Source organism: Vibrio hepatarius (assembly GCF_043642085.1).
Taxonomy (GTDB): domain Bacteria; phylum Pseudomonadota; class Gammaproteobacteria; order Enterobacterales; family Vibrionaceae; genus Vibrio; species Vibrio hepatarius_C.
Window position 1 is genome coordinate 599,412 of record NZ_JBHZSA010000003.1, and the last position, 25,973, is coordinate 625,384.

General features: G+C 45.8%; 25 protein-coding genes. 15 read left to right on the plus strand and 10 right to left on the minus strand.

The genetic code is table 11. From position 1 onward, the window contains the following. Window positions 1-296: 296 nt before the first annotated feature. The gene (locus ACHUFZ_RS08845) at window positions 297-1,670 is read left to right on the plus strand and encodes a YjiH family protein (RefSeq protein ID WP_394126846.1); all 1,374 of its coding nucleotides are present in this window, start codon (window positions 297-299) and stop codon (window positions 1,668-1,670) included. Between the two features lie 56 nt (window positions 1,671-1,726). On the opposite strand, the gene ACHUFZ_RS08850 is transcribed toward ACHUFZ_RS08845, so the two are convergent. Continuing rightward, window positions 1,727-3,118: an aminotransferase-like domain-containing protein gene (locus tag ACHUFZ_RS08850; RefSeq protein ID WP_394126847.1), complete on the minus strand. Its 1,392-nt coding sequence runs from the start codon at window positions 3,116-3,118 to the stop codon at window positions 1,727-1,729. 103 nt (window positions 3,119-3,221) lie between these two features. On the opposite strand from ACHUFZ_RS08850, the gene ACHUFZ_RS08855 reads away from it, so the two are divergent. Continuing rightward, window positions 3,222-4,118 carry an EamA family transporter gene (locus ACHUFZ_RS08855; protein ID WP_394126848.1) on the plus strand — a complete coding sequence of 299 codons (897 nt, stop codon included), beginning with the start codon at window positions 3,222-3,224 and terminating at the stop codon, window positions 4,116-4,118. A gap of 44 nt (window positions 4,119-4,162) precedes the next feature. Here ACHUFZ_RS08855 and ACHUFZ_RS08860 read toward each other — a convergent pair whose 3' ends face one another. The 4 genes from ACHUFZ_RS08860 to ACHUFZ_RS08875 form a co-directional block, all read right to left on the minus strand. Then, window positions 4,163-5,197, minus strand: a complete 1,035-nt coding sequence (locus ACHUFZ_RS08860; RefSeq protein WP_394126849.1) for an FAD-binding oxidoreductase — start codon at window positions 5,195-5,197, stop codon at window positions 4,163-4,165. A gap of 73 nt (window positions 5,198-5,270) precedes the next feature. After that, window positions 5,271-6,932 carry a hydroxylamine reductase gene (gene hcp, locus ACHUFZ_RS08865; RefSeq protein ID WP_394126850.1) on the minus strand — a complete coding sequence of 554 codons (1,662 nt, stop codon included), beginning with the start codon at window positions 6,930-6,932 and terminating at the stop codon, window positions 5,271-5,273. Between the two features lie 188 nt (window positions 6,933-7,120). Continuing rightward, entirely contained in the window at window positions 7,121-8,650 is a 1,530-nt protein-coding gene (norR, locus tag ACHUFZ_RS08870; RefSeq protein ID WP_394126851.1) for a nitric oxide reductase transcriptional regulator NorR, read from the minus strand. Window positions 8,651-8,764: 114 nt separating this feature from the next. Continuing rightward, the gene (locus ACHUFZ_RS08875) at window positions 8,765-9,703 is read right to left on the minus strand and encodes a helix-turn-helix domain-containing protein (RefSeq protein WP_394126852.1); all 939 of its coding nucleotides are present in this window, start codon (window positions 9,701-9,703) and stop codon (window positions 8,765-8,767) included. Window positions 9,704-9,827: 124 nt separating this feature from the next. On the opposite strand from ACHUFZ_RS08875, the gene ACHUFZ_RS08880 reads away from it, so the two are divergent. From ACHUFZ_RS08880 to ACHUFZ_RS08915, 8 genes are all read left to right on the plus strand, one after another. Next, window positions 9,828-10,250: a rhodanese-like domain-containing protein gene (locus ACHUFZ_RS08880; RefSeq protein WP_394126853.1), complete on the plus strand. Its 423-nt coding sequence runs from the start codon at window positions 9,828-9,830 to the stop codon at window positions 10,248-10,250. 81 nt (window positions 10,251-10,331) lie between these two features. Continuing rightward, window positions 10,332-10,511, plus strand: a complete 180-nt coding sequence (locus ACHUFZ_RS08885) for a hypothetical protein (RefSeq protein WP_394126854.1) — start codon at window positions 10,332-10,334, stop codon at window positions 10,509-10,511. A gap of 9 nt (window positions 10,512-10,520) precedes the next feature. Next, entirely contained in the window at window positions 10,521-11,726 is a 1,206-nt protein-coding gene (locus ACHUFZ_RS08890; protein WP_394126855.1) for an MFS transporter, read from the plus strand. A gap of 99 nt (window positions 11,727-11,825) precedes the next feature. Further along, window positions 11,826-13,106 (plus strand): DASH family cryptochrome, encoded by a 1,281-nt coding sequence (locus ACHUFZ_RS08895; protein ID WP_394126856.1) that lies wholly within the window; start codon window positions 11,826-11,828, stop codon window positions 13,104-13,106. Beyond that, a complete protein-coding gene (locus ACHUFZ_RS08900) occupies window positions 13,103-14,647 on the plus strand; it encodes a cryptochrome/photolyase family protein (RefSeq protein WP_394126857.1) in 1,545 nt (514 codons plus the stop codon). The genes ACHUFZ_RS08895 and ACHUFZ_RS08900 overlap by 4 nt, the downstream gene beginning before the upstream one ends. Window positions 14,648-14,751: 104 nt before the next feature. After that, the gene (locus ACHUFZ_RS08905) at window positions 14,752-15,480 is read left to right on the plus strand and encodes a sulfite exporter TauE/SafE family protein (RefSeq protein ID WP_394126858.1); all 729 of its coding nucleotides are present in this window, start codon (window positions 14,752-14,754) and stop codon (window positions 15,478-15,480) included. 35 nt (window positions 15,481-15,515) lie between these two features. Then, window positions 15,516-15,809: an antibiotic biosynthesis monooxygenase family protein gene (locus ACHUFZ_RS08910; RefSeq protein WP_394126859.1), complete on the plus strand. Its 294-nt coding sequence runs from the start codon at window positions 15,516-15,518 to the stop codon at window positions 15,807-15,809. A gap of 20 nt (window positions 15,810-15,829) precedes the next feature. Further along, entirely contained in the window at window positions 15,830-16,258 is a 429-nt protein-coding gene (locus tag ACHUFZ_RS08915; RefSeq protein ID WP_134836626.1) for a YccF domain-containing protein, read from the plus strand. A 57-nt stretch (window positions 16,259-16,315) separates the two neighbouring features. Here the strand turns inward: ACHUFZ_RS08915 and ACHUFZ_RS08920 are convergent, their stop codons facing one another. Both ACHUFZ_RS08920 and ACHUFZ_RS08925 read right to left on the minus strand, forming a co-directional pair. After that, entirely contained in the window at window positions 16,316-17,182 is an 867-nt protein-coding gene (locus ACHUFZ_RS08920; RefSeq protein WP_394126860.1) for a glycerol kinase, read from the minus strand. 49 nt (window positions 17,183-17,231) lie between these two features. Continuing rightward, window positions 17,232-18,005, minus strand: coding sequence for an AraC family transcriptional regulator (locus ACHUFZ_RS08925; RefSeq protein ID WP_394126861.1), 774 nt, complete (start codon window positions 18,003-18,005; stop codon window positions 17,232-17,234). Between the two features lie 99 nt (window positions 18,006-18,104). Here ACHUFZ_RS08925 and ACHUFZ_RS08930 point away from each other — a divergent pair, with 99 nt between their 5' ends. Continuing rightward, window positions 18,105-19,223 (plus strand): multidrug effflux MFS transporter, encoded by a 1,119-nt coding sequence (locus ACHUFZ_RS08930; protein WP_394126862.1) that lies wholly within the window; start codon window positions 18,105-18,107, stop codon window positions 19,221-19,223. A 27-nt stretch (window positions 19,224-19,250) separates the two neighbouring features. On the opposite strand, the gene nagA is transcribed toward ACHUFZ_RS08930, so the two are convergent. The 3 genes from nagA to ACHUFZ_RS08945 are packed head-to-tail and all read right to left on the minus strand — an operon-like array spanning window position 19,251 to window position 21,961. After that, entirely contained in the window at window positions 19,251-20,384 is a 1,134-nt protein-coding gene (gene nagA / locus ACHUFZ_RS08935) for an N-acetylglucosamine-6-phosphate deacetylase (RefSeq protein WP_394126863.1), read from the minus strand. Window positions 20,385-20,387: 3 nt separating this feature from the next. Then, window positions 20,388-21,251 (minus strand): N-acetylmannosamine kinase, encoded by an 864-nt coding sequence (locus ACHUFZ_RS08940; protein WP_394126864.1) that lies wholly within the window; start codon window positions 21,249-21,251, stop codon window positions 20,388-20,390. Beyond that, the gene (locus ACHUFZ_RS08945; protein WP_394126865.1) at window positions 21,239-21,961 is read right to left on the minus strand and encodes a putative N-acetylmannosamine-6-phosphate 2-epimerase; all 723 of its coding nucleotides are present in this window, start codon (window positions 21,959-21,961) and stop codon (window positions 21,239-21,241) included. Before ACHUFZ_RS08945 ends, ACHUFZ_RS08940 begins: the two co-directional genes overlap by 13 nt. Before the next feature lie 237 nt (window positions 21,962-22,198). Here ACHUFZ_RS08945 and ACHUFZ_RS08950 point away from each other — a divergent pair, with 237 nt between their 5' ends. The 4 genes from ACHUFZ_RS08950 to ACHUFZ_RS08965 all read left to right on the plus strand — a co-directional run bounded on the left by ACHUFZ_RS08950 (window position 22,199) and on the right by ACHUFZ_RS08965 (window position 25,952). After that, a complete protein-coding gene (locus ACHUFZ_RS08950) occupies window positions 22,199-23,164 on the plus strand; it encodes a sialic acid TRAP transporter substrate-binding protein SiaP (protein ID WP_394126866.1) in 966 nt (321 codons plus the stop codon). 68 nt (window positions 23,165-23,232) lie between these two features. Then, on the plus strand, window positions 23,233-23,742 hold the full coding sequence (locus tag ACHUFZ_RS08955; RefSeq protein WP_394126867.1) for a TRAP transporter small permease: 510 nt from the start codon (window positions 23,233-23,235) through the stop codon (window positions 23,740-23,742). Window positions 23,743-23,751: 9 nt separating this feature from the next. Further along, on the plus strand, window positions 23,752-25,035 hold the full coding sequence (gene siaM / locus ACHUFZ_RS08960; protein ID WP_394126868.1) for a sialic acid TRAP transporter large permease SiaM: 1,284 nt from the start codon (window positions 23,752-23,754) through the stop codon (window positions 25,033-25,035). 26 nt (window positions 25,036-25,061) lie between these two features. After that, window positions 25,062-25,952 (plus strand): dihydrodipicolinate synthase family protein, encoded by an 891-nt coding sequence (locus tag ACHUFZ_RS08965; RefSeq protein WP_394126869.1) that lies wholly within the window; start codon window positions 25,062-25,064, stop codon window positions 25,950-25,952. Window positions 25,953-25,973 lie beyond the last annotated feature (21 nt).

Consider the following 25,973-nt stretch of genomic DNA (forward strand, 5'->3'; position numbering starts at 1 on the left):
TCTATAAATCTTCCTGTTTTGTATAAATATTCAAATTCCTCTTCAACTAGAGTCAGCCTTTAGCCCGCTATCAGGGATAAGTTTGTTTGGCGATCTATATAAAGTGTTCTCATGTAAATAAAAGATTAAAACTCTGGTTTGTGAATGTTAAATGGAGAGTGATTTTGATTTTATTTTCATTAATGGTGAATAAATTTTCATTATTATCTTGTTTTGGCGTTTTTTGCGGATATAATCAATTTCATTGAAAAGTTATTCACTATTTATGAGTTTATAGTCATCTAGGGAGTAGTCAGATGAGCGATACACTTCTTGCCCAAGAGAGCCACAAATCAAGCAGAAACCTGCTGATGTTTGCGATTCCATCATTATTGGGTTTGTTCTTTTTCCTTGCGCCACTAACTTACGATGGTAGCTTTACCTTTCCTTTAGCCTTAATGGCGAAAGCATTTAAAGCTGTTCTTGGTGATGCAATTCTACCAACCGTAACTGGAGTGATCTGTTTTTCTGCGATTGCTTCGATTGCTGCAAGTCTTATTAAGCCAACTTTTGTTACTCAATCTCCTCTGCTTACTAGACTTTTTGTTCTTACACCGACTTGGTTGGCAATTCGTACTCTAGGTGCGGTATTTACTCTGCTAGCGCTGCATCAAATCGGTCCTGAGATCATTTGGAATGGCAATACTGGTGGACTGGTTCTAAACGATCTTCTGCCATCACTGCTTGTGACGTTTTTCTTAGCTGGGCTACTGCTGCCACTACTACTGAACTTTGGCCTTTTAGAACTGCTAGGCACCTTGCTAAGTAAGTTTATGCGCCCAATTTTCCGTCTACCGGGTAGAGCCGCGATTGACTGTATGTCTTCATGGTTAGGTGATGGTACTGTTGGTGTTATCCTGACCAGTAAGCAGTATGAAGATAAAAAGTACACAGCGCGTGAAGCTGCTGTCGTAGCAACCATGTTCTCACCCGTGGGTATTTCATTCTCGCTCGTTGTTCTTACTCAGGTAGGTTTAGCGAACTATTTTGTACCCTTCTACTTTGCAATCTGTCTATCGGGCGTGGTGGCGGCAATGGTGATTCAGTTCCTACCGCCTCTGTCATACAAGAAAGATCTCTACATCGATGGCAGCGCGCCAAACCGTGACGATGAGCTAGTACCTGCAGGTCAATCAACAGTAGGGTATGGTCTTGAGTTAGCGCTAAAACGTGCTGACAAAGTGAAGAGCTTAGGTTCAGTTGCCAAAGAAGGTTTCAGTAACGCGCTGGATATGGTGTTTGGTGTACTTCCAGTAGTAATGGCGATTGGTACACTAGGTCTTATCGTTGCTGAGGCAACTCCAATCTTCTCACTAATGGGTGCGCCGTTTGTTCCATTGTTAGATATGCTAAATGTGCCAGAAGCAGCCGCGGCAGCAGAGACAATGTTAGTTGGCTTTACCGATATGTATGTCCCTTCGATCATTGCAGCATCGACGATTAGCACGGACTTAACTAAGTTTGTTGTGGCAGCGCTATCGGTAACTCAGCTTATCTTCATGTCTGAAACAGGCTCTGTCATTCTCAGCAGTAAAGTGCCAATTAACTTCCTAGAGCTGATGGCTATCTTTCTGCTAAGAACATTAGTGACACTACCAATTATTGTTCTAGTGGCACACGCTATCTTCTAATTAGAACGTGTTGTAACTGCCAGCCCGATACGCATTTGCCTATCGGGCTTTTGTTTTTAATTCCGTTTCGAATATTTAATCATCAAGGCAATTAGCTTGTCCAAATCCTGATTCGCTTTGCCTTGCAGTGGAAAGCCCATATTGACTCGAATACAGTCAGTGTAGAGATCTAAAGTGCTAAACAAGCTACCAAGACGAATATCCAATTGGAGCTTATCAACTTGCTCAGCAAACGCATTATGGTCGAGATGCGGGATCTGAATCCACAGCACCATGCCACCTTGTGGGTTACTCAGTTTGATCTGTTTAGGCAGCTTACGGGTTAGGTAAGTGAGGTATTCTTGCCTGAGCGTTAATAGCTGATTTCGTCTGCGTTTGACATGTTTGGCATACTGACCGGACTCAATAAAGTCAGCCACTGCTAATTGAGTCGGCAAGGCGACACCATAACTGGCTGCGGCGAACTGGGTTTTATACCGATCAAAATATCGACCCGGTAAGCACCAGCCTAGTCGGTAGCTTGGTGATAGGCTCTTTGATACTGAGCCACACCATAAGACGTAACCGCCTTTGTCGTAATATTTGGCGGGCAGTGGGGTATGGGATGAGTAAGAGAGTTCTAAATAGACATCATCTTCGATAACCGGGACTTGATATTGGTTAGCCAATTGGGCGAGTTTTTGCTTCTGGTTGGCGGACATATTGATCCCTTGAGGATTCATATGTGAGGTACAGAAGATCGCGGCATCGACACGTTGGTGTTTAAGGTGGGTTTCCAATTGCTCCAGATCGACCCCGTCGTCCAGTGATGGGATCTCGATAATCTTGCGCGACATCTGACCGAGAAGTTCTATGATGCCATTAAAGCAAGGAGAGCTGATAGCAATGGTATCGCCCTCTTCACTGCAAGACTCTAATGCCGCTTTGATTGCTGACATACACCCCGCGGTGATCACTAACTCGTCTGAAGAAAAATGATGATCAAATTTGGCGAAATGACCAGCTAGTGCGTCGCGAAGAGACGGTTCACCTTGGATGTTAGGGTAATGATTGATGCGATCCCCCATACGTCGAAGTGAGCGTCGAAAGCTACGCTCTAACTCGGTGATGGACTGCGCGTCGTTGGCGGTACTAGAGACACCTAGTGGACCATTGAGTGCGTTGTGAGTGGGTGCGCTTCTCTTAACATGAGAGACCTTACTGACAAACTGCACCAAGTCAGGGGTAAGGTGAGAGGGTTGACGCGGCGAGACATAATAGCCTGCTTGCGGCCGGGCATGAATCCATCCTTGAGACTCTAATTCTTGATAGCAGCTCACCACCGTCGACATGCTGACAGACTGCTGCTTAGCCAATTGCCTCAATGAGGGCATTTTGCCACCCTCTGTGCGTTTACCGCTCTCAATCTCTTCAATAAATTGCTCGGCTAGCTGCCTATAGATACTCATCCGTATATTCAAACTCAACTGTACTGGTTTTTGTTTTAAAAATTGTATCTGTATCTGATTGGTGCCTCAAGGGATACTGCTGAAAAACATAGGAGGGATGAATATGAAAAGAAATGATTTGTTGTTGGCCGTTTTTGTTATGGCGATTTGGGGCTTTAACTTCTCAATGATTAAAATGGGTGTCACCAATGTCCACCCTTTGCTGGCAACTGCTGCGCGGTTTGCATTGGCAGTGTTCCCAGCGATTTTCTTTATTCCTAGGCCGAAAGTCGCTTGGCGTTACTTAGTCAGCTACGGGCTGGTCTTTGGCGTCGGGGTTTGGGGCATGGCATCTTGGTCAATTACTGCGGGGCTATCTTCAGGGATGTCGTCGGTACTGCTGTCTGGAAACGTATTAATTGGCATGGCGGTAGGGATTGTGATCTTCAAAGAAGAGTCGCCGATTCGAAAACTTGCCGGTGCGGCTCTAGCTTTGTGCGCGCTGGTGGTATTGGTTTCTGCGACCACAGGCAACGTCACGCTTAACGGCGTTATCTTAATCATGATTGCAGCGTGTAGTTGGACATTGATGGGCGTGATCGTGAAAAAGTCACAAACAACCCAAGCTTTTGCTTTTAATGTCTGGGGAATGCTTTTTGCGCCGATTCCGTTAGTGTTGTTTGCAGTCTCTCTACATGGTGAGCAAATTCTGTGGCAAGCGGTTGAGCTATGGGATTGGAATACGACGATAGCCGTAGTGTTTCAGGCTTACCCGACCACCTTGTTTGGTTACTGGGTGTGGAATATGATGCTGATTAAGTACCCGTTAAGTACTACCGCACCTTTGACTTTATTGGTGCCAGTCTTTGCCTTGATTAGCGGTTACTTTATGTATGATGAAGTGTTGTCGTTAGCTCAGATCGTTGCATCTGGACTGTTTTTGATAGGTATAGGGTTGATCGTTAAACCTGCTAAGGCGCCTTCAATCAACATGAGCCATAAGACCTCATTGGTTCGCTAGGCTAGTGGCACTGAGTTATAAAGTTAACTCAGTGCCAATTTAATCTAAACCAGTTCGACTTCCACGTCAGTTTGGGCTTGGCTAGAACAGGCTAGAGTGTAACCATTGGCAATATCTTCTTCGCTCAAGGTTTCAGTGCTGGTGCGTGAGACCTCACCTTTGGTCACCTTACATTTGCACGAACCACACATACCGCTGCGACAAGCGATGATGATCGGCACGCCGTTCTCTTCCAATACGTCCGCAAGGGTAGAGCCTTGAGCGACGTCGGTTGCGACGCCAAATGCAGGCACTTCAAATTGAACCACACCACCGGATTCGTTTTCGGAATGAGCCTCGATCGGGGTGAAGCTCTCTTGGTGGAATTGCTCAGGAGCGACACCCAGCGCTAAGGCATTGCTTTCCATATCTTGCATAAACTGAGTTGGGCCACAGAGGTAGACAGTGCGCTCAGCAATATCTGGGCAAAGTGTATTTAGCCACTCTTTGTCGAGGCGTCCCTGAGGATGACGCGTACCACTATTGTCTTTAAGCAGTAGTTTGAAATCGAAGTTGTCATTGGCGGCATCCATCGACTCTAACTGATCAAAGTAGATAGTCTTGTCTGCGCTTTTCGCCATGTGGATAAAGGTAATATCGATATTCTCTTTATCACGTAGCCAAGTTGAAGCCATCGACATCACAGGGGTGATACCACAGCCTGCACTAAGTAAAGCGACCTTTTTCTTTGGTGGGTAATCGACACTATTAAATGGTCCTGTTGGTGCCAATACATCGACAGAATCGCCAATATTAAATTGGTCGATGACGTGATTCGACACAAGACCATCTTCAACTCGTTTTATCGTAAGTTTAAGATGGTCATCGCCAGGCATTGAAGAGAGGGAATATGCGCGGTATTCCATTTTCCCATTCAACTTGAAGCCGAGTGATACAAACTGTCCGGGCTTAAAACCACTAAAGTGAAGGTGACTGCCATCGGCCGCCTCAAGTTTGATGCTAACCGTATCGTCTGTTTCGTTCCATTTATCGACGCAACGCATTTTTGCAGGTTGATTATTTTGCCATTCAATAAACATCGTTTCTCTCGTACAAAAGCGCCCAATACCAAGAGCTAAGCACTCTAAATACTGGGCGTGAGCAGTGAAGGGATTAAGCCGCTAGGATAGTTTTTAGGTCTTCTTCTACGCTACCGATGCTGCGCATATCGAACTTATCTTGAATTACCTTGATTAGGTTGTCCGTTAAGAACGCAGGAGCCGTTGGGCCGGTGTAAATACCTTTTACGCCTAGAGCGAATAGAGTCAGTAGAATCACGATCGCTTTTTGTTCGAACCAAGATAGAACCAAGGTTAGCGGTAGTTCGTTGATGTCGCAGTCGAACTCTTTAGATAGTGTGAGTGCAAGCTGAATTGCTGAGTAGGCATCGTTACATTGGCCAACATCAAGAAGACGTGGAATGCCGTTGATGTCGCCAAATTGATTCTTGTTGAAACGGAATTTACCACACGCCAGTGTTAGGATGACGCTATCCTCAGGCGCCGCTGCTGTGAAGTCGGTGTAGTAGCTACGTTCTGATTTGTCACCGTCACAACCACCCACTAGGAAGAAGTGTTTGATGTTGCCGGCTTTGACTTGTTCAACCACTGCAGGGGCTGCTTGCATCAGTGCGTTGCGACCAAAGCCTACCGTGATCATTTGCTCAATTTCATCGTGCTGGAAACCGTCTTGCGCAAGTGCACATTCGATCACTTGGCTAAAGTCGTCACCTTCGATGTGTGCCACACCAGGCCAACCAACAATACTGCGAGTGAACAGACGATCGGCGTATTGACCTACGTTAGGGTTAAGCAGACAGTTTGACGTCATCACGATTGCGCCAGGGAAGTTCGCAAACTCTTTTTGCTGGTTTTGCCAAGCGCTACCGTAGTTACCCACTAAGTGAGGGTACTTCTTAAGCTCTGGGTAGCCGTGTGCAGGTAGCATTTCACCGTTAGTGTAAACGTTGATTCCTTTGCCTTCTGTTTGTTGAAGGATCTTTTCTAGATCGTGCAGGTCATGGCCTGACACTAGGATTGCTTTACCTTTGACTGTCTTGACGTTAACCGCCGTTGGCTCTGGGTGACCAAATGTCGCAGTTTCACCGTGATCAAGCATCTCCATCACTTTGTAGTTCATTAGGCCAATTTGCATTGAACATTCAAGCAGTGCGTTTAAGTCTTCAGGATCGGTACCTAACCAAGCCATGATCTGGTGATACTCAGCAAAAATATCATTATTCGTTTGTTCAAGAACGCGAGCGTGTTCCATGTACGCCGCTGCGCCTTTTAGACCGTAAAGACAAAGTAGACGCAAACCAATTACATCTTCACTGATCGTTTCGTAGCCACGGTTTACCGCAACTTGTGGAGCGTAAGCTAAGATTGCCTCTGCTGTTGCTGGAAGCTCGAAGTCAGCGACGCTTGGTGCTTGTTCCAGTTCAACATTACCCAGTTTCGCAGCTGCAAGGGTTTGCTCTTTTAGGCGTGCTTTAAATTGTGCCGCTTGCGCAGATAGCTCAAGGATACGCTCAGGGTCGAAGTTAACGTTGGTCAATGTCGAGAAAAATGCACGTGGTGCCCACTGGTTGATTTGATCATCGATGATATCGAATTTCTTCGCTTGTTCTGCCCAGTAAGATACGCCTTGTAGCGTGTAAACCAATACATCTTGTAGATCTGAAACTTCAGAAGTTTTACCACACATACCTTGTGCGAAAGAGCAGCCTTTAACGGTAGGGGTTTGAATTGTCTGTTCACATTGAATACAGAACATTGCGCGTCTCCAGTAGTAATAGTTATTAGTGGGATAGACCCATTAGTATTATTTGAGACTACTAAAGCAGGTTGTGTGCCATTTTTTAAGTTGTTGATTTTTATGAGCATATGGTTATTTTACGTGAGTGGTTGATGTAATAAATACAACTTGATTGTTGTGTTTATTACATCTCTCTGCATATTGGCTTAGTTTTCTATCGCAAACTTTTTCCCCATTCGATAGAGATTTCCGCGATCCATCTGTAAGAATTCTGCCGCTTTAGACCATGTTCTACTCGATTTATCAAGAGCATGAATAATTAGGTCTCTTTGATAGCTTTCTACTAATGTACGCATACCTTGGCTTTGGTCAGGAAAATACTTGGATGTGTTTTTGACATCTTGCCTTTTGGCGTCAGGATCAAAGTGTTCGATGTGGATAATATGCTCGTCATCTTGAATCGCTCTAAGCGCAGCTCTAGTCAGAGTATGCTCCAGTTCACGTACGTTGCCAGGCCAGCGTTGGTTCTCTAGTTGTGCCAACGCTTTCGGGTGCAGGTGCAGGTTTGGAATATTGAACTGGCTGCGAACTTTTTCGAGTAAATAACCAGCTAACACTGGAATGTCGCCTGCACGCTTGCGCAGCGGAGGAACGGAAATAGGGAACACATTTAGACGGTGATAAAGGTCGGCGCGGAATGTCCCTTCTTCGACCTCTTTTTCTAAGTTTCGGTTTGTCGCAGCAACGATTCGAACGTTAACCAGTAGGTGCTTATCACTGCCGACTCTCTGTAACTCACCTTGCTGAATCACACGCAGTAACTTAGCTTGTAAAAGGAGCGGGAGCTCTCCCAGTTCGTCTAAGAATATGGTACCGCCATCGGCTAATTCAAACTTACCCGCACGCGAGCTATTTGCGCCAGTAAACGCTCCTTTGACGTGACCGAACAATTCACTTTCTGCCAGTCCTTCAGGCAGTGCTGCGCAGTTTACGTATATCATCGGTTTGGTGCTGCGATGTGATTGAGCGTGGACGCTGTGAGCAACCAACTCCTTACCAACCCCCGTTTCACCCGTGATCAGTACCGCATAGTCAGACTGGGCAACGGTGGCGATGTTATTGCGCAGTTGGTTAATCTGTGGACTGAGTCCAACCATCTCGCCTTCTTTAGAGCGAGCTTGCTGAATAAGTGTTTCGGTTACATGCTTCTGCTTTTTGTTTTGTGCTTTCAGCGCTTTGATTTGGCCAATATTACGAAGGGTTGCGGCCGCAAGAGCAGCAAAGGTTTCAATGGTGACTGACTCAATGGCGTCAAAGGCTCCGACGGTCATTGAATCGAGTGTCAGTATCCCAACCAACTGGCCATCGACATGCAAGCTACAACCTAAACAATCATGAACATCCAATTCGGCTTCTTCACTGAGTAGTACGCCACTAAATGGGTCAGGCAATTCACAGTCGGCGTCAAAACGCACCGGTTGCCTACTTTGCATTATGGCTTCAAGGCGAGGGTGAGTTTTTGGGAAGAAACGTCGCCCAAGAACGCTACTTGATAATCCTTTTACCGCAACTGGGGTTAAGAACCCATCTTCGTCAAAAATAAACAAAGCACTCGCATCACAGGGAAAGACCTGATCAATTCCATCAATCAGATGTTGATATTGCTTTTCACTGGTTAGATTCGAGCTTAAGTTCAGTGCGATATCAAGCAGCACTTTGTTCATGTTCTGGTGCATTGAAGAAGCCTTGCAGTATAGGTTTGCAGGCATCCTAACAAGCCGTTGTCATTAATACATCGCACTAAAGGGTATAAACGCCATACGCTTGATTTGGGTCAAGAAGTATACGAGCTAACGAGTTTTGAACTGCTGCCGATATTGGTTTGGCGATACCCCAACCATACGTCTAAAGTGGTGGCGCAACGTTGTCGCATTCTCAAATCCAGCAAGGCTTGCAAGTCGCTCGATAGAATGATTGTCACCTTCGAGTAGTCCTTTAGCTCGCTCGATTCGCTGCAGAATCAGCCACTCTTTTGGTGATAGATCAAAACTGGCGCGAAACTTGCGGTCAAAGGTGCGGCGCGACATATTGGCTTTGGCCGCTAACGCATCCACATTGATACTCTTATCCAAGTTTTGGTTTGCCCAATCTAAAGCATCAGAGAATTGGTTCGGTACTTCTAATATCGGCGTTTCGACGAACTGCGCTTGGCCACCTTGTCGATGTGCAGATACCACTAAACGCTTTGCTACTTGGTTAGCAATCGCATATCCGTAGTCTTGGCGAATTACAGCTAAGCCAAGGTCTAAAGCTGACGCACTACCCGCAGAGCAGCCAATGCTACCATCAAAAACGTACAGGACATCTGATTGATAGTGGATTGTTGGGAATTGTTCACGAAAGGTTTTTTCATACATCCAGTGTGTTGTGGCCGTTTTGCCATCAAGCAAACCTAATTTAGCCAGTAAGAAAGCCCCAGAACATAGCGTCAGTACACGTTTACCGTTAGAAACAAACTTAGACACTTCGCGTTTTATGATATTAGGGGTTGGGTAGCCCCATGTTGGCCAGCCAGGGATAATTAAGGTGTCGTATTTTTCAAGGCAATCCGTGTATTGGGTCGTGAAAACGATATTGCCTGTGGTGGTGATCGGCTTATCTTCCATATTGATCACATCGGTCATATACCAATCTTCAAACTCTGGTCTAGGAAGGGCGAACAGCTCTATCGCACAAGACATCTCAAATAAGGTGACATGCGAGTGAGCGAGAATGGCAACACGGTTCATTTTCCGATCCTTGGAGAATAATAACTTGGCTTAATATTAACGAACCTTGTCTTTTAAGCCAGTTCTTTTGTTTGAAGTTTCTCCGCATTATAGATGGTGTCAAAAGCAAACAAGGAGAAATGATATGGGAAGTGCAGTATCAAGAGTGGCAGCGGCAACCAGTGAAGAAGCACTGGCGCATTTTGAATCACGACTAAAATATGAGACCGATTGTTGGGATGTGCACCATGCGTTAACCAACGACTTGCAAGACTTTGTACTGGTGGATGTACGCGGTGAAACCCTATTTGAACAAGGCCATATTCATGGTGCAATCAATATTCCTCACCCAAGGCTCAATGAAAAGCGACTTGCTGAATTTCCTCAAGATACGTTATTTGTTGTCTATTGTGCGGGGCCACACTGTAACGGTACTGAGAAGGCGGCAATTCGACTGGCAAAATTAGGTCGACCAGTGAAGAAGATGATTGGTGGAGTAACGGGTTGGTTAGATGAAGGGTTCGAATTGAAGCAAGAATTCGATGTATGCAAAAAACGCATAGCCTAATTGATTAAATGTCATTTGAGTCATTGCGCGGAGATCTCTACACTTCGCGCTCTTTTTAAACCCATGCTGAGATTTAGAACTATGTTTTCTCAATCACTTTTCGCTCAGCTGATGAGAATGACCTTATTGCTCGTGCTGTCGCTTGTTGCGGTTCACAACTCTCCTAAGTTGTTGGATTTGTTGGCACAACAAGCGATCAATAGCGGTTGCCACCAGACGACTGGTGGTGAAAACGATCATTCTCACCACCATCATCACTAAGGTTATGCGATGAGCATTTTTCGATTTCCAATCATTGTCTGGCTAGGGATCGCCATCCTAATTACTTGTCTGGGTATCAGACAATCTTTTGGCATTTTTATGATGCCGATTTCGGACCATTTTCAAACGGGCCGTGAGTTCTTTAGCTTTGCAATTGCCCTACAAAACCTATTATTTGGTGTTTTCCAACCATTTGTTGGTATGGCTGCTGACCGATTTGGCGCTAAACGTATCGTCATCATGGGTGCTATCGCATACGGGTTAGGCTTATATCTAACATCCATCGCGGTAGAGCCAAGCATGTTGTATCTATCACTGGGCGTGTTAGTAGGCCTTGGTCTAAGTGCGACAAGCTATGTGATCGTGCTGGGTTCCGTGGCGAAAGTAGTACCTGCTGAACATGCTGCAAAAGCATTCGGTTTGACGACCGCTGCTGGTTCATTTGGTATGTTTGTGATGATCCCGGGCGCACAGACTATGTTGACTGAATTTGGTTGGCAGGGTGCGCTACAGGGTTTTGCGATTCTTTGTTCGACCATGATTGCCTTTGCGCTGTTTATGCGCTCGCCTAAGCCGTCAGATAATGCTGCGCAGACAGAAGAAGCACAACAAACGCTTAAGCAGGCGTTAAAAGAGGCATTTAGCCACAAAGGTTACTGGCTAATTCATGCGGGTTTCTTTGTGTGTGGCTTCCATGTGATGTTTATTGCGACGCATTTACCAAGTTACTTAGCCGATAAAAACCTATCGGCTCAGACTGCGGCGATGGCACTTGCGTATGTCGGTATCTTCAATATTTTCGGCTCGTACTTCTGGGGCGTGATGGGAGATAAATTCAGTAAGCGTCACGTGATGTCAGCTCTATACCTAATGCGCACGGTCGTGATTGGTGCCTTTGTAACCCTGCCTGTAACTGAGCACACCGCCGCAATCTTTGGCGGTGCAATTGGCTTTTGTTGGCTAGGTACGGTACCGCTTACGTCAGGTCTAGTAAGACAGATCTTCGGCGCGAAGTACCTATCGACCTTGTATGGTTTGGTGTTCTTTACTCACCAAGTTGGTAGCTTCTTGGGTGCTTGGGCTGGCGGTCGTATTTATGATTACTACGGCTCATACGATCCAATCTGGTGGTCGACGGTTGTACTGGCATTCGCTGCAGCCTTAATTCACTTACCGATTAACGATCAACCAGTTCGCCGCTTGGCTACGGCATAGTACGGCATAATATTGTTCCATTCGGTGAGCTATCTGCTCCTATCACCTCGTATTAGTCAAAAAGAGTTTTGGTTAATCGACGAGTGAGAGGAGCAGATTTTGCCAACAACAACAGGACTGTATTGGTTTACCAATGATTTGAGAGTGTCAGATAACGACTTGCTGCATCAAGCCAGTGAAGAAGTTGATGTTCTTATTTGCCTATACTGTTTGCCCACCCTTACGCCCTTTCTTTGCGATTTCTCGCTTCAGCATCAACTTGGTGCACCCAAACAAAGGTTTGTGGCTCAGTCAGCCCATAACCTTAACGCCACTTTACAGCGTTTCGGCCAACAACTTTGGCTGTTCGAATCTGAGCCAACGTCGATTCTTGAACAGGTAATTCGTCAGCACAACGTGACTCATTTTTATTGTTCCCACACAGCCGGTAGTGATGAGCAACACGTAGTTGCGAACATCGAAGTGAAGTTTCCAAACCTAAATGTGGCCCAGCGTAGCGTTGGCTCACTATTTCAGTTGGCGGAATTACCTTTTGATTTAAAAGATTTGCCTGACACATTCACTCAGTTTCGAAAGAAAGTCGAATCGCTGCCTTTGGCTAAGCCGAAGACGGCAATTTCACTACCTAAAAAGCTTGAATCGCCGCTTTCTTCACTGACGATTGCATCGTTAGATTCACTGCATGATGACGACTTTTTAGGTGGCGAGAGCGCAGGGCAAAGCCATTGCGGTCATTATTACTCGACTCATTTAGCCAGTGAGTACAAACAAACCCGAAATGGGTTAGAGGGGATGGGTTACTCGACCAAGTTTTCACCTTGGCTCGCGTTAGGCTGCTTATCTCCTCACTATATCTTGCAGAGACTGAACACTTATGAGCGTCAACAAGGAGCCAACGATTCTACCTATTGGATCTATTTCGAGTTGCTGTGGCGAGAGTATTTTTATTGGTATGGCAGGAAGTATCAAGATCGATTGTTTTGCTTTAGCGGTATTACTGATCAAACGCCAACGAGCTCCTTTGATAAACAGCGCTTTGAAGCATGGGTACAAGGCGAGACATTTTACCCGATCGTTAATGCATGCATGAAGCAACTTCAACGAACCGGCTATATGTCAAATCGTGGACGTCAGTTAGTAGCGAGTTGTCTTATACATGAGTTGGCGCTCGATTGGCGATACGGGGCAGCTTATTTTGAAAGCCAGCTGATTGACTACGATGTTGGCTCGAACTGGGGCAATTGGCAATATCTCGCTGGTATCGGGGCTGACCTAAGATCATCGCGCCACTTCAATTTGCACAAACAAACGGAAATGTACGATCCAGACGGAGAGTTCATTCGCAAGTGGACGCAAGCTGATCAGGAGAATATGCGATGAGCTATAGAACACTTCGTTTGATTCTTGGCGACCAACTCAACCATAACCACTCTTGGTTTTCTAACGTTGATGATTCGGTGCTATACCTGATTGCAGAACTTCACCAAGAGACAGGCTACGTCCGACATCATGTACAGAAAATATGTGCATTTTTTGCAGGGATGCAGGCGTTCGCGACGGAACTACAAGAAGAAGGTCATCAAGTTCTCCATTTGAACCTGGATTTAACGGTCGAGTACGGTGATTTAAACGACTTGATAACAGCGATGGTAACAGAACATGGCGTTGAGGTTTTTGAATATCAACACCCGGATGAGTATCGACTTAAGCTACAACTGGAAGCGTTGAGGCTAGAAAATTGTCGGATCAGCTCAGTGGAAAGCGAGCACTTTCTTCTGTCATATGACCAGTTTGGCGACCACTTTGAGAAAGGTAAGCATGTGATGATGGAGCATTTTTATCGCCGCATGCGTAAACGTTTCAATATCTTGATGGAAGGAAACAAGCCGCTCGGAGGTAAGTGGAATTACGATGCTAATAACCGCAACAAACTCAAACCCGCTGATGTCGATGAGTTGCCCATTCCGTTGATGTTCGAGAACAACATTAGCGAGATTATCGCTAGGTTAAACAGAAACAATGTCCAGACGATTGGCAGTGTCAGTGAACGTTTACTTTGGCCGATAAATCGCAATCAGAGTTTGTCGTTATTGGCTCACTTTTGCCGAGTATGCTTACCCAATTTTGGTCGTTTTCAAGATGCGATGACGGATCAGCATCCATCACAATGGAGCCTTTACCACAGTCGTTTGGCTTTTTCGCTCAATAGCAAAATGCTGAGCCCATTAGAGGTGGTTAATGCAGCGCTGTCTGCTTATGAAAATAATCCTGACATCGATGTTTCTCAGGTTGAAGGTTTTGTGCGACAAATTATGGGTTGGAGAGAATATATTCGAGCGGTTTACTGGACCAACATGCCGGAATACGCACAGAAGAATCATCTATCGGCGAGTAATGCGCTGCCTGATTTTTTCTGGTCGGGTAACACTCAGATGAACTGCATGCAGCGTGCTATCGGCCAGTCTCTAGAGTATGGATATGCTCACCACATACAACGCTTAATGATTACCGGCAACTTCTGCTTAATAGCTGAGGTTAACCCTGATCAAGTTGATGAGTGGTACTTGGGTATCTATGTTGATGCGATCGAGTGGGTTGAGATGCCAAATACTCGTGGCATGGCCCTGTTTGCCGATGGCGGCATTGTTGGCACTAAGCCTTATGCCGCAAGTGGTGCTTACGTCAATCGAATGAGCGATTACTGCAAGAACTGCCGCTACGATAATAAGCGTAAAACTGGCCATGGGTCTTGCCCACTCAACAGTCTTTATTGGCGATTTATGGTCAAACATCGTCAATTATTAGCCCAAAATCCCCGAATCGGTGTCGTTTATCGCTCGTGGGACAACATGGATCCTGATGGGCAGCAAGCAGTGATTGATACAGCCGAATCGTATTTGGATAATCTCAACGAACTATAGCGCCCCTCCTGTAAAATTGTTGATGAATTGGGCGATTATTTTCTTTATCAAAGAAGGTTTTACATTATGATGAATGCCTTCTTTGTCATTTAATGAAATTAAATATGCTTGCTGAATGGATGACTCCTGAAGCATTGATTGCGGCCTTGCTCATTTTCTTAGGCTCTTTTGTACAGACTGCGATTGGCTTTGGTTTAGCGATTGTCGCTGCCCCGTTATTGTTTTTGATTTCACCCGACTACGTGCCTGCACCGATCTGCCTTGTCGCGTTGTTTATCTCAATACTCAATGCGCTTAAGCATCGTGATAGCGTTGAAATTGGTGGTTTAAAAATGGCGCTCATCGGTCGAGTACCGGGCTCGATTGCTGGTGGCGTACTGCTAGTGATGGTTTCAACAGACTTGTTGGCTTTATGGCTGGGCGCATTGGTGCTGTTTGCTGTTATCGTAAGCCTACTGCCGTTTCGTATTGAACCAACGCCAGCGCGCATGACTATAGCCGGATTTTTCTCTGGTTTCTTTGGGACCAGTTCGGGGATTGGCGGTCCGCCGATGGCGCTACTATTGCAGCATCAAGAAGCGAATCAACTGCGTGGTAATTTATCCGCATTCTTTGTGTTTAGTTCGATGATCTCGTTGATCATTCAGATGCCAGCTGGCTTTCTAACTATGCACCATGTGTGGATTACCGTCCCTTTAATTCCTGCGTCTTGGTTGGGGTATAAATTAGCAAGACTCACGACACAAACATTACCTAAAGAGAAGATTCGCATTGGCGCGCTGCTGCTTTGTTCTATAAGCGGAGCTACTGCAGTGTGGCAAGGTTTGCAATAAATTAGGTGATATTCATCTTACGTTAAGGAAAGATCATGATACTGGAAGTCGCAATCTTAGATGTAAAGCCAAACCTAGAGGCAGAGTTTGAACACAATTTTGCAAAGGCACAGGCTATTATTTCAAGTATGAAAGGCTATGTGTCGCATCAGCTACAACGCTGTATTGAAAACCCAAGTCGCTATATTTTGTTGGTAAATTGGGAAACATTAGAAGATCACGAGCAGGGTTTTAGGCAGTCTGCTGAATATCAGGAATGGAAGGCTCTTTTACACCATTTTTACGATCCATTCCCAACTGTAGAGCATTATAAGCCGGTCTACAGTTAGACTTTGATAGGAGAAATAGAGTGCTTAGAGTTCTTGGCAATATAATTTGGTTTTTGTGTGGTGGCGTGATCATGGGGCTAGCTTGGTGGCTAGTTGGTTTGATTTGCTTTATTAGTATTATCGGTATCCCTTGGGGACGAGCGTGTTTCGTTATCGGTAACTTCTCTTTCTTCCCGTTTGGTCAAGAAGTGATTAGCCGTGACGAGTTAACCAAAGAGATGGATATTGGTACCAGTCCACTTGGGACGATAGGTAACATCGTTTGGTTCTTACTAGCAGGTATTTGGCTTGCTATCGGCCATATCATGTCTGCTGTTGCGTGTTTTATTACCATCATCGGTATTCCATTCGCACTACAGCATTTGAAATTGGCGTACATTTCATTAGCACCGATTGGTAAGACAGTTGTGTCGAAAGAAGAAGCGGCTATCGCGCGCTACAGTAAGTAATTAAAGAGTATATAAAAGCCCGCTTAGAGCGATCTAAGCGGGCTTTTCTGTATCAATTCAATAGGCCTTAATACCAAATGCTTTTAGCCGCGCAGGTAATACATCGTCTAATTGGGCTACTTCTTCTGGCAGAACTTCAATCAAGGCGAAGTTCTGCTGCTCATAGACTTGTCGAATTGCCTGTCGTTCGGTTTCTGATACCTCTCCAGTATCACTGCCCCAATATTGCAAATAGACCTTCCCGCTTGGTAGGTAGAAATCGCTCAATACATCTTGTTCGATCGGGAGTTGTCTATCGTATGCGTGGACCACGCCATTCATATACAGCCAATTGTCGATGATGAGCTCACCTTTGGAGCGAACATAATGGCCGTCTAAGGTGCGGTGCTTCGCTTCAAATTTTTGCCTGAAGCTAGAAATAGATTTATCCGTCGCGTGCGCTTCGGCATCTTGTCCTGAGAACTCGACCACAGATTGGCGTAATCGCTTGTTACGCACAATAGAGTCATGCCAAACAGCGAACTTTTGACCACTCTCTTTGTCTTCGCGTTGATAACCACCAACAGTAAGCCCAGAGGAACTGACATGCCAACCATCGTCCGTTTTTTCTATCCAGCCGAGTTCTTGCAGTAGTTGGTTGATCTTCTTGGCGTTTAAAGAGAAGCGTTGGCCAATTTGAGTTGCACTTAGCGTTTTGCCGCTGGTGGCATTGGTATCGATCAGTAGATTTTCAGGCCAGACAATAAATTGACCAAACTTGGTGTGATTCACGTATTCGCCACCAAACTTACTGCCTAGCTCGGTAAGCACCCAGCCATCTTTGCCACGATTAATGTAACCAGCGGTTTTTAACTCGTTGAAGAGTTCTTTTGCTTCTAGGCTACGTAGCTTGGCTAAAGCAGTGGTTGAGATTTTGTCAGACATGGATACCTCCGATTCAATATCGATATTGTTGGAGCAAAGGCCAATTTAATCAAGCAGATGAGTGAAAATATTGGAGAGGTGTAGCCCCGGTTTGTTGCTTGAAGAAGGTAATGAATGCGCTGTCGCTGGAAAACTCTAGCTGATAGGCGACGTCATTGACTTGCAAACCTTGTGATAGCAGTTCCATCGATCTCAATAATCGCCATTGTTGCCGCCAAGACTGGTAGGGCATACCGGTTTCTTTGTTAAAAATACGGCTGATGGTTTTGCTGCTTGCCCCCACTTGATTGGCTAATTGGTTGAGCGCAGGAGCAATAGAGGTAGGGTGACTGAGTGAGTTAAGCCACGTTTTAAGTCGTGGATCTGTTGGAATCGGCAATGATAGGGATTGCTCTGGCGCTTGTTCGAGTTCTTCGACAAATAGGGCGAGTGTATTACTCATTTCTGGCTCTGGCTTATCCCACGGCCAAAAAGCCATGCGTTCAATTAAGGCTTGCAGCAAGGGGGTCACTTGAACAATTTTGATTTGATCGATAGGTGGGGTAACGCTTGGTGAAAAATAGAGTGAACGATACTCGACGACATTATTCATGGTTGCGCAGTGCTCGACGCCTGCTGGGATCCAAGCTGCGCGCGTGGGTGGCAAAACACTTTTCTTCCCTTTAAGTTGAATGCTCATACACCCTTGTGGTGCATAGAGTAATTGAGCTTTGTTGTGGGTGTGCATGCCAGAATCATGCTTGCCAATTCTTGCTGCAATACCAACGACTGCGCTGCTTAACTCATCCGCATTGAAGCGAGTAGATTCATCAATTAGTGCCATTTGTCTCTATTTTGAAGTTTATTGTTTTAATGTCGTTATCTGGACTTTAGCACTCTTGATTAAACTGCGCTCACTTTTTAAAAACTTAGTGAGTAAGAGATGAATAAAATCCCTTCAGTTTGGTTAATGGTGGCGTTGATGATGTTTCCGCAAATCATCGAGACGATCTATAGCCCGGTATTGCCTCATATCGCCCAAGCGTTTGCGGTGAGCAATAGTATGGCTGGCCAAACGTTATCCATTTATTTTAGCGCGTTTGCGGTTGGCGTGGTGTTCTGGGGTATTACGGCAGATTATCTTGGTCGTAGGCGCGCGATGCTACTTGGTTTAACCGTCTATGGGTTGGCGGCGCTGGGTGCTTTGTTTGCCAATCAATTTGAACACTTGATGTTGTTTAGAGCATTGAGTGCCTTTGGTGCAGCTGTGGGCTCTGTGGTGACACAAACCATGCTGCGTGATAGCTATGATGGGCCTGGACTCGCCAAAGTGTTCGGCTACATGGGAATGGGTATTTCGATTAGCCCAGTGCTTGGCTTAATGTCTGGCGGCTTGTTGTCTGAACTCGCTGGCTATCAAGGCGTATTTGCTGCTTTGTCGTTATTGGCTTTAGTGTTACTGCTAGTATGTTGTTGCTGTTTACCTGAAACCAAAGCGGAACATATTAGCAAGCCTGACATCGTCGCTTTAGCTAAGCAGATGATGCTTGATAAGAGCCTTTGGCTTGACGCGGTGATGGTTGCTGGCTTTAACATCTTGTTGTTCAGTTACTATCTTCAAGGTCCGTTTGTGTTTGAAGCTATGGGACTGACGAGCCAACAATTTGGTTATAGTGGCGTGGTATTAGCCTTAGGCACTTTTATCGGCAGCATCATCAATAAGACTTTATTGCAGCGTGAATGGCGATCTGGCTTGTTGGTCATGCTAGCGGTCAGCGGTGCATTAATCGGTGCTCTCGGTGTATGGGCATTGCAATCAAGCTTATGGTTGTTGGTTCCAATGTTAGTGATTGTTGCCTCGTTTGGCGTGGGAATTCCTAATCTATTAAGCGGCGCGCTCACCAACTATAAAGCGCAGGCGGGCAGCGCAGGTGCGCTGTTTGGATTGATGTACTATTTGATGATTGGTCTTGGTTTGTCAGCCGTTGGGGTAATGCAAGATCTTGGTATGGCACTTAGTGTGTTTGGCGCGGTATTGCTGGTGGCGAAGCTGGCTCGATAAACAAAAAGGAGGCGATGGCCTCCTTTTTTAGTACAGTTTGCCATCTACGAGCACCGCCTGACTTCGGTAATCTTGATCTAATACGGTGGCGGAGGCACGGAAGCCGTTTTTCAGTTCACCAAGCTTGTCGCATTGCAATGCTTGCGCGGGGTAGGTTGAGGCCATCTTGAGCGCTTCGTCCTCTGAAATACCCCATTCAATGACGTTTGCGACTGACTCATCCATACCAATATGTGCGCCAGCGAGGCTGCCTCTACTATTGACCAATTTATTGTCTACAACACGGATCACTTCGCCATCCAGTTCGAAATAATCTTTTTCACTACCCACTGTCGCCATCGCATCAGTGACAATCAACATTTTGCCTTGCGGTTTGGCTTTATGGGCAAGTAGGAAGCTTTGCGGATGAACGTGGATATTATCGGTAATGATTGAACACCAAGCGCTATCGGTATTTAGCGCTGTTCCTACCACGCCAGGTTCTCTGCCTTCAAAAGGCGACATGGCGTTAAATAGATGGGTAAACCCGTCGACATAGCTGAGTTTTTCTTCGGTTAACTGTGATGCTTTGGCGTTGCTATGACCGCAAGATAAGGTGAAGTTTTGCGCTTTCATCCAATTCAAGGCACTTGGTTCGATGTTCTCTACTGCAGCGGTAACTAAAACCTTACCCTGGTTTGGCCAAGTAAACTGGTTAAGGTCTTCAACGCTCGGCGCATAAAACAAATTGGGATCGTGGGCCCCTTTCTTATCCTTGTTTAGCCAGGGGCCTTCAAGGTGGACACCCAATAGGCCGGCAATCTGATCGCTCATTCCTTGCTCTGTTGCATTGAGTGCCAATTGAATGTTTTCAGGTGTAGAGCTGATCAAAGTCGGTAGCAAATAGGCAGTGCCGTGTTTACGGTGAGCAGAGCAGATGGTGTCGATGCCTTGTGGAGTAATGTTATTATTGAACATTACTCCGCCGCCGCCATTAACTTGAATATCGATAAAGCCAGGGACGATAAGTGCATCAGCAAAGTGTTGGTGCTCAATATCATCGGTCAGCTTAGATATCGGGATGATGGTGTGAATATCTCCTTCATCCCAAACTAACGCAGCATTAGTATGGTATTGATTACCGTCAAAAATACGTGGGGCCGAGATGGCTTTGAGTCCCATTCTTTACTCCTTAAGTTGATAGGCTGCGCCAAGTAGACAAGCATCGTAGTTGCCGACTGCTTCAGTCACTGGGATTTGAAAGGCATTCGGTCGCGTTTGAATCGCTTGTCTTACACGATCTAAATAGCCTTTGGCGAGTCCAACTCCACCACCTAGAACAATCACATCCAGATCCAGCGTCGCTTTTAAGTTACAGCATAGTGTAGCAATGGCTTGGGCACTGTGAGAGATGATCGCTTCGGCGTCAGGGTTGCTTTTCGCTCGCTCAAAAAGGTCGATATTGCTAATGGGTGGATTAAACTCAGCATCGCTGGCTTTTTTAATCGCGGTACCAGAAGCGATAGCTTCCACACATCCGGTCTGGCCGCAACCGCATTGTGTGCCTTGGCTGTCAATAGTGATATGACCGACATGCCCGGCTAAGCCTGCGCCGCCTTTATGTAACTTACCATCAATGATAATACCGCCACCAACCCCGGTAGAGACAGTAATGAACGCCATATTTTTCACTGGTGTATCAAGTTTAATAAACTCGTACCATGCCGCTGCTTGGGCGTCGTTGAGCATCGCGACTGGCTTATTCGTCAGTGACTCCAGCGCTTGAGCAAGTGGGAAAGGGCTTGGAAAAGCTAAGGTATCTGGGTTGATGGCTGAGATCCCGTCTTTGGTGACCAAGCCCGTTGTCGACACCCCGATATTGCTTATCGTTGGCAGCCACTGCTCTGCGCACGCCAGTATGACTTGAGCAAACTGAGCTGCATTTTGCGCTTTAGGTGTCGGGATCTGGGCGCGTTCGATTAGCTCACCATTTTTGACTAGGCCTAAGGCTATTTTGGTTCCGCCAATGTCGATGGCTAGTGTGTGCATTGTTTTTCCCCTACCGCTTGTGTCGCGGCATTAAACCAGTTGGTGACCACTTCTAGGCGAGTAATCGCTGAACCAACAGTGACGGCCACTGCGCCTGCTTCTATCGCTTGCGCTGCTAGCTCTGGTGTGTTGTAGCGACCTTCTGCCATTGTAAAGAATCCCGCTTGGGAAAACTGTCTGACCAATTGCAAATCTGGTTCTGTAGGCTCTACATCGCCAACATAGCCAGATAGCGTTGAACCAATGACTTCAACACCCTGTGAGTTGGCCCATTCACCATCTTCAAAACAAGAACTGTCTGCCATCGCAAAGCACCCTGAGTTCTTAATTGCTTGCGCAATGTGTTCGCGGCTTTCTGGACGAACGCGCTCGGTGGCATCAAAGGCAATGATCGTGGCTCCCGCATTCGCAAGGTTATCAACATCGCGGGCAAAAGGTGTGATGCGAACAGGACTGTCCTGCAAGTCACGTTTCACGATTCCAATAATTGGTACACTGACCGCTGCAGCCACAGCGGCGACATTTTCGACACCTTCGATACGAAGGGCTTTCGCTCCTGCTTGTTCTGCAGCCAGCGCCATCGCGACGATAAATTCTGTTTTTTCTAATGGACTACCAACAACAGGTTGGATAGAAACCACTGTTTGACCTAGTAAAGATAACTTTAACTCATTGATATTTAGATTTTTTGTTCTCACGACGGGCCTCATAAATTAAGCGTTGAATTGCGGAGTGATGGGAAGGAAACGATCCATCACAATTCGTCTAATCAGTCTGCCAATTGATAACTCTGGCGAATTTTTGTCCGCGATCACATTTTGCAAAAAGTTGGTTTGAAAATAATCTTCACGGCAATAATAATCCATAACGAAGATTTTTTTCAAACAAAATAAAAGTTTTTTTTGAAATTGGTGAAACAAGGTAAAAATCGAATAAAAGGGAATAATATGAAAGCCATCAACAAACTTACTATCGCTATGCTGGCTCTTGGTTGTGCCGTTTCTGTTAATGCTGAAACGACACTAAAAATGGGCATGCAAGCCTCTGTTGGTTCTGTGGAGTACACTTCGGCGAAGTTTTTAGCGGACACAATCGAAGAGATGAGTAATGGCGAATTGAAGCTGGCGCTGTACCCAAGTGCACAACTGGGTGATGACAGAGCGATGCTTCAGCAACTGAGTATGGGTGATTTGGATATCACTTACGCTGAGTTTGGTCGAATGGGTCTTTGGATCCCGCGTGCGGAAGCGGTAACACTGCCATATGTCGCGCGCGATTATGATCACCTACGTCGTATGTTTGACTCTGAATTTGGTCAAGGTGTTCGTGAAGAAATGCTGACTAAGTTTAACTGGCGTGCGCTAGATACTTGGTACAATGGTACGCGTGAAACCACTTCTAACCGCCCTCTAAATAACATTGAAGACTTTAAAGGTCTTAAATTACGTGTTCCAAACGCGAAGCCAAATCTGAATTATGCAAAACTGTCAGGTGCATCTCCAACACCGATGGCTTTTTCTGAAGTTTATCTAGCACTGCAAACTAACGCTGTTGATGGCCAAGAGAACCCGTTACCTACCATCAAAACCATGAAGTTCTATGAAGTTCAAGGCAACTTGGCGATGACTAATCACATCGTTAATGACCAGATGGTGATCATTTCTGAGCCGACGTGGCAAAAGCTTTCAGCAGAAGAAAAAGAGATCGTGAGCAAAGCTGTTGCTAAAGCGGGCGCTGCACACACTGCATCTGTGAAACAGCAAGAAGCGGATCTGATTTCGTTCTTTGAAAAAGAAGGCGTGAACGTTACTTACCCAGACTTAGCTCCATTCCGTGAAGCAATGCAGCCGCTGTACGCTGAGTTTGAAGATAAGATCGGCGAGCCTGTAGTTAAGAAACTCGCAGCTATGTAAGGAAATAGACGAGATAGTTTATTTCGGTTATTCAGGCTGGCCGCACTTGGCCAGCCATGGAGCTCAAGATGTTTAAGAAGATAATTGAAAATATTGAAGAGATCTTAACGGTACCTTTAATGGTGGCACTGTTGGTGGTTCTGACATGGCAAATTGGTACCCGCTGGTTGTTAAATGATCCTTCTCTTTGGAGTGAAGAGCTCGCCCGAGTTCTGTTTATGTACATGTCGTTAATTGGCTGTGCGATTGCGATTAAGCGCAATACACACGTCAACATCACTTTTTTTTCAGATAAATTGCCTGAAAAAGCCCGCTTGGCATTAGTGCTGTCATTAGAAGTCGCGGTGCTGTTTTCTATCATCGCCATCATCTATTTAGGCTACCAACACGTTCAGCGTACAGCGTTCTTCGAGCTGATTACTCTAGGTGTATCAAGCAGTTGGATGAACTATAGCTTGCCTTTAGGTGGATTGTTTATGGTGTTCAGACAGCTTGAGAAAATGTTTGGACTTTCAAAGCAACTTTTTGGTTGTAGTAAAGATGCTCAGGCGTCTAACTCGCAAATGGCACAGAGGTAGGGAATCCTTATGGCAGGTTCAATTTTTGGCTGGCTAGGGCTGCTGTTTGCAGGTATGCCAGTAGGCTTTTCACTGATTTTCGTTGCGTTGGTGTTCTTGCTTGTTACCAATAGCACAGGTATTAACTTTGCTGCTCAACAAATGCTGGGTGGTATCGACAACTTCACATTGTTAGCGGTTCCGTTCTTTGTTTTGACTGGTCACTTGATGAATAGTGCGGGTATTACAGAGCGAATCTTTAACTTTGCTAAATCTATGGTTGGTCATATTACGGGCAGTTTGGGCCACGTAAACATCATGGCGAGCTTACTGTTTTCTGGTATGTCGGGTTCGGCTTTGGCTGATGCTGGTGGTTTAGGACAACTCGAAATTAAGTCGATGCGTGATGCAAAGTATGACGATGATTTCGCCGGTGGTTTGACTGCGGCTTCTTGTATTATTGGTCCATTGGTTCCCCCTTCAATTCCTTTGGTCATCTATGGTGTGGTTTCTAATACGTCCATCGGTGCTTTGTTCTTGGCGGGTGCGATCCCTGGGCTATTGTGTTGTGTCGCTCTGATGACGATGAGTTACTTTATCTGTAAGAAGCGTGGCTATATGACATTGCCTCGTGCATCACGTAAAGCGCAGTTGAAATCCTTTAAAGAAGCTTTCCTATCTTTGCTTACGCCAGTGATCATTATTGGCGGTATCTTCTCAGGTAAGTTCACGCCAACGGAAGCGGCGGTCGTTTCTTCTCTATACGCTTTGTTCTTAGGTACAGTCGTGTACAAGCAACTTACGCTAAGCGGCTTTGTTGAAATTTTAAGAGAAACGGTTAACACCACGGCTGTGGTTGCGTTAATGGTGATGGGTGTAACGGTATTTGGTTGGATTGTTGCGCGTGAACAGCTGCCACAAATGCTGGCGGATTACTTCTTAACCATCAGTGAGAACCCACTCGTTCTACTGCTACTTATCAACTTACTGCTACTGTTCTTGGGAACCTTTATTGAATCACTGGCGCTATTGCTGCTGCTGGTTCCTTTCCTAGTACCTGTAGCGGGTGCGGTGGGCATCGACCCAGTTCACTTTGGTGTAATGGCTATCTTGAACCTGATGATCGGTATCTTAACTCCGCCGATGGGCATGGCGTTATACGTCGTATCACGTGTGGGTGACATTCCATTCCACGTGTTGACGCGCGGTGTGATTCCATTGCTTGTGCCGCTATTTATCGTACTTGCACTCGTTGCTGTTTTCCCTCAATTCACTCTGTTGCTTCCTGAAATCTTCTTGGGCTACGGACAGTAGAAACAAAATTATTAAAGGTATTAAAAATGAATAAGTTAACTGGTCTAATTGCCGCTCCTCACACCCCGTTTGACGCAAACAACAAAGTCAACTTTGCAGCAATCGACCAAATTGCTGAGCTACTGATTGAGCAAGGCGTAAAGGGGGCATATGTATGTGGTACCACTGGAGAAGGGATTCATTGTTCAGTAGAAGAGCGTAAAGCGATAGCGGAGCGTTGGGTGAAAGCGGCAGATGGAAAGCTTGATTTGATTCTGCATACAGGCGCTCTGAGTATTGTTGATACGCTGAACTTAACTGAGCACGCGGAAACCCTCGATATTTTAGCGACGTCAGCAATCGGGCCATGTTTCTTTAAGCCAGGTAGCGTTGATGATCTTGTCGAATATTGCGCGCAGGTTGCGGCTGCCGCGCCATCGAAAGGTTTCTACTACTACCACTCTGGCATGTCTGGGGTAAATCTCGATCTAGAACAGTTTTTGATCAAAGGTGAGCAGCGCATTCCAAACCTTTCAGGTGCTAAGTTCAATAACGCTGATCTGTATGAGTACCAACGATGCGTCCGCGTTTCTTGTGGTAAGTTTGATATTCCTTTCGGTGTCGATGAGTTTCTGCCAGCAGGCCTTGCGGTAGGCGCCGTTGGTGCGGTTGGCAGTACCTATAACTATGCCGCGCCGCTTTATTTGAAGATCATTGAAGCGTTTAACCAAGGTAAGCATGATGAAGTGGCTGCATTGATGGATAAAGTCATTGCGATTATTCGCGTGTTGGTTGAGTATGGCGGTGTTGCCGCAGGTAAAGTGGCGATGCAACTGCACGGTATTGATGCTGGTGACCCTCGCCAACCAATCCGTGCACTAAGCGCAAACCAAAAAGCCGATGTGTTGGCGAAACTGCGCGACGCAAACTTTCTCTAATTAAGTCATAGGGGGAGGTTT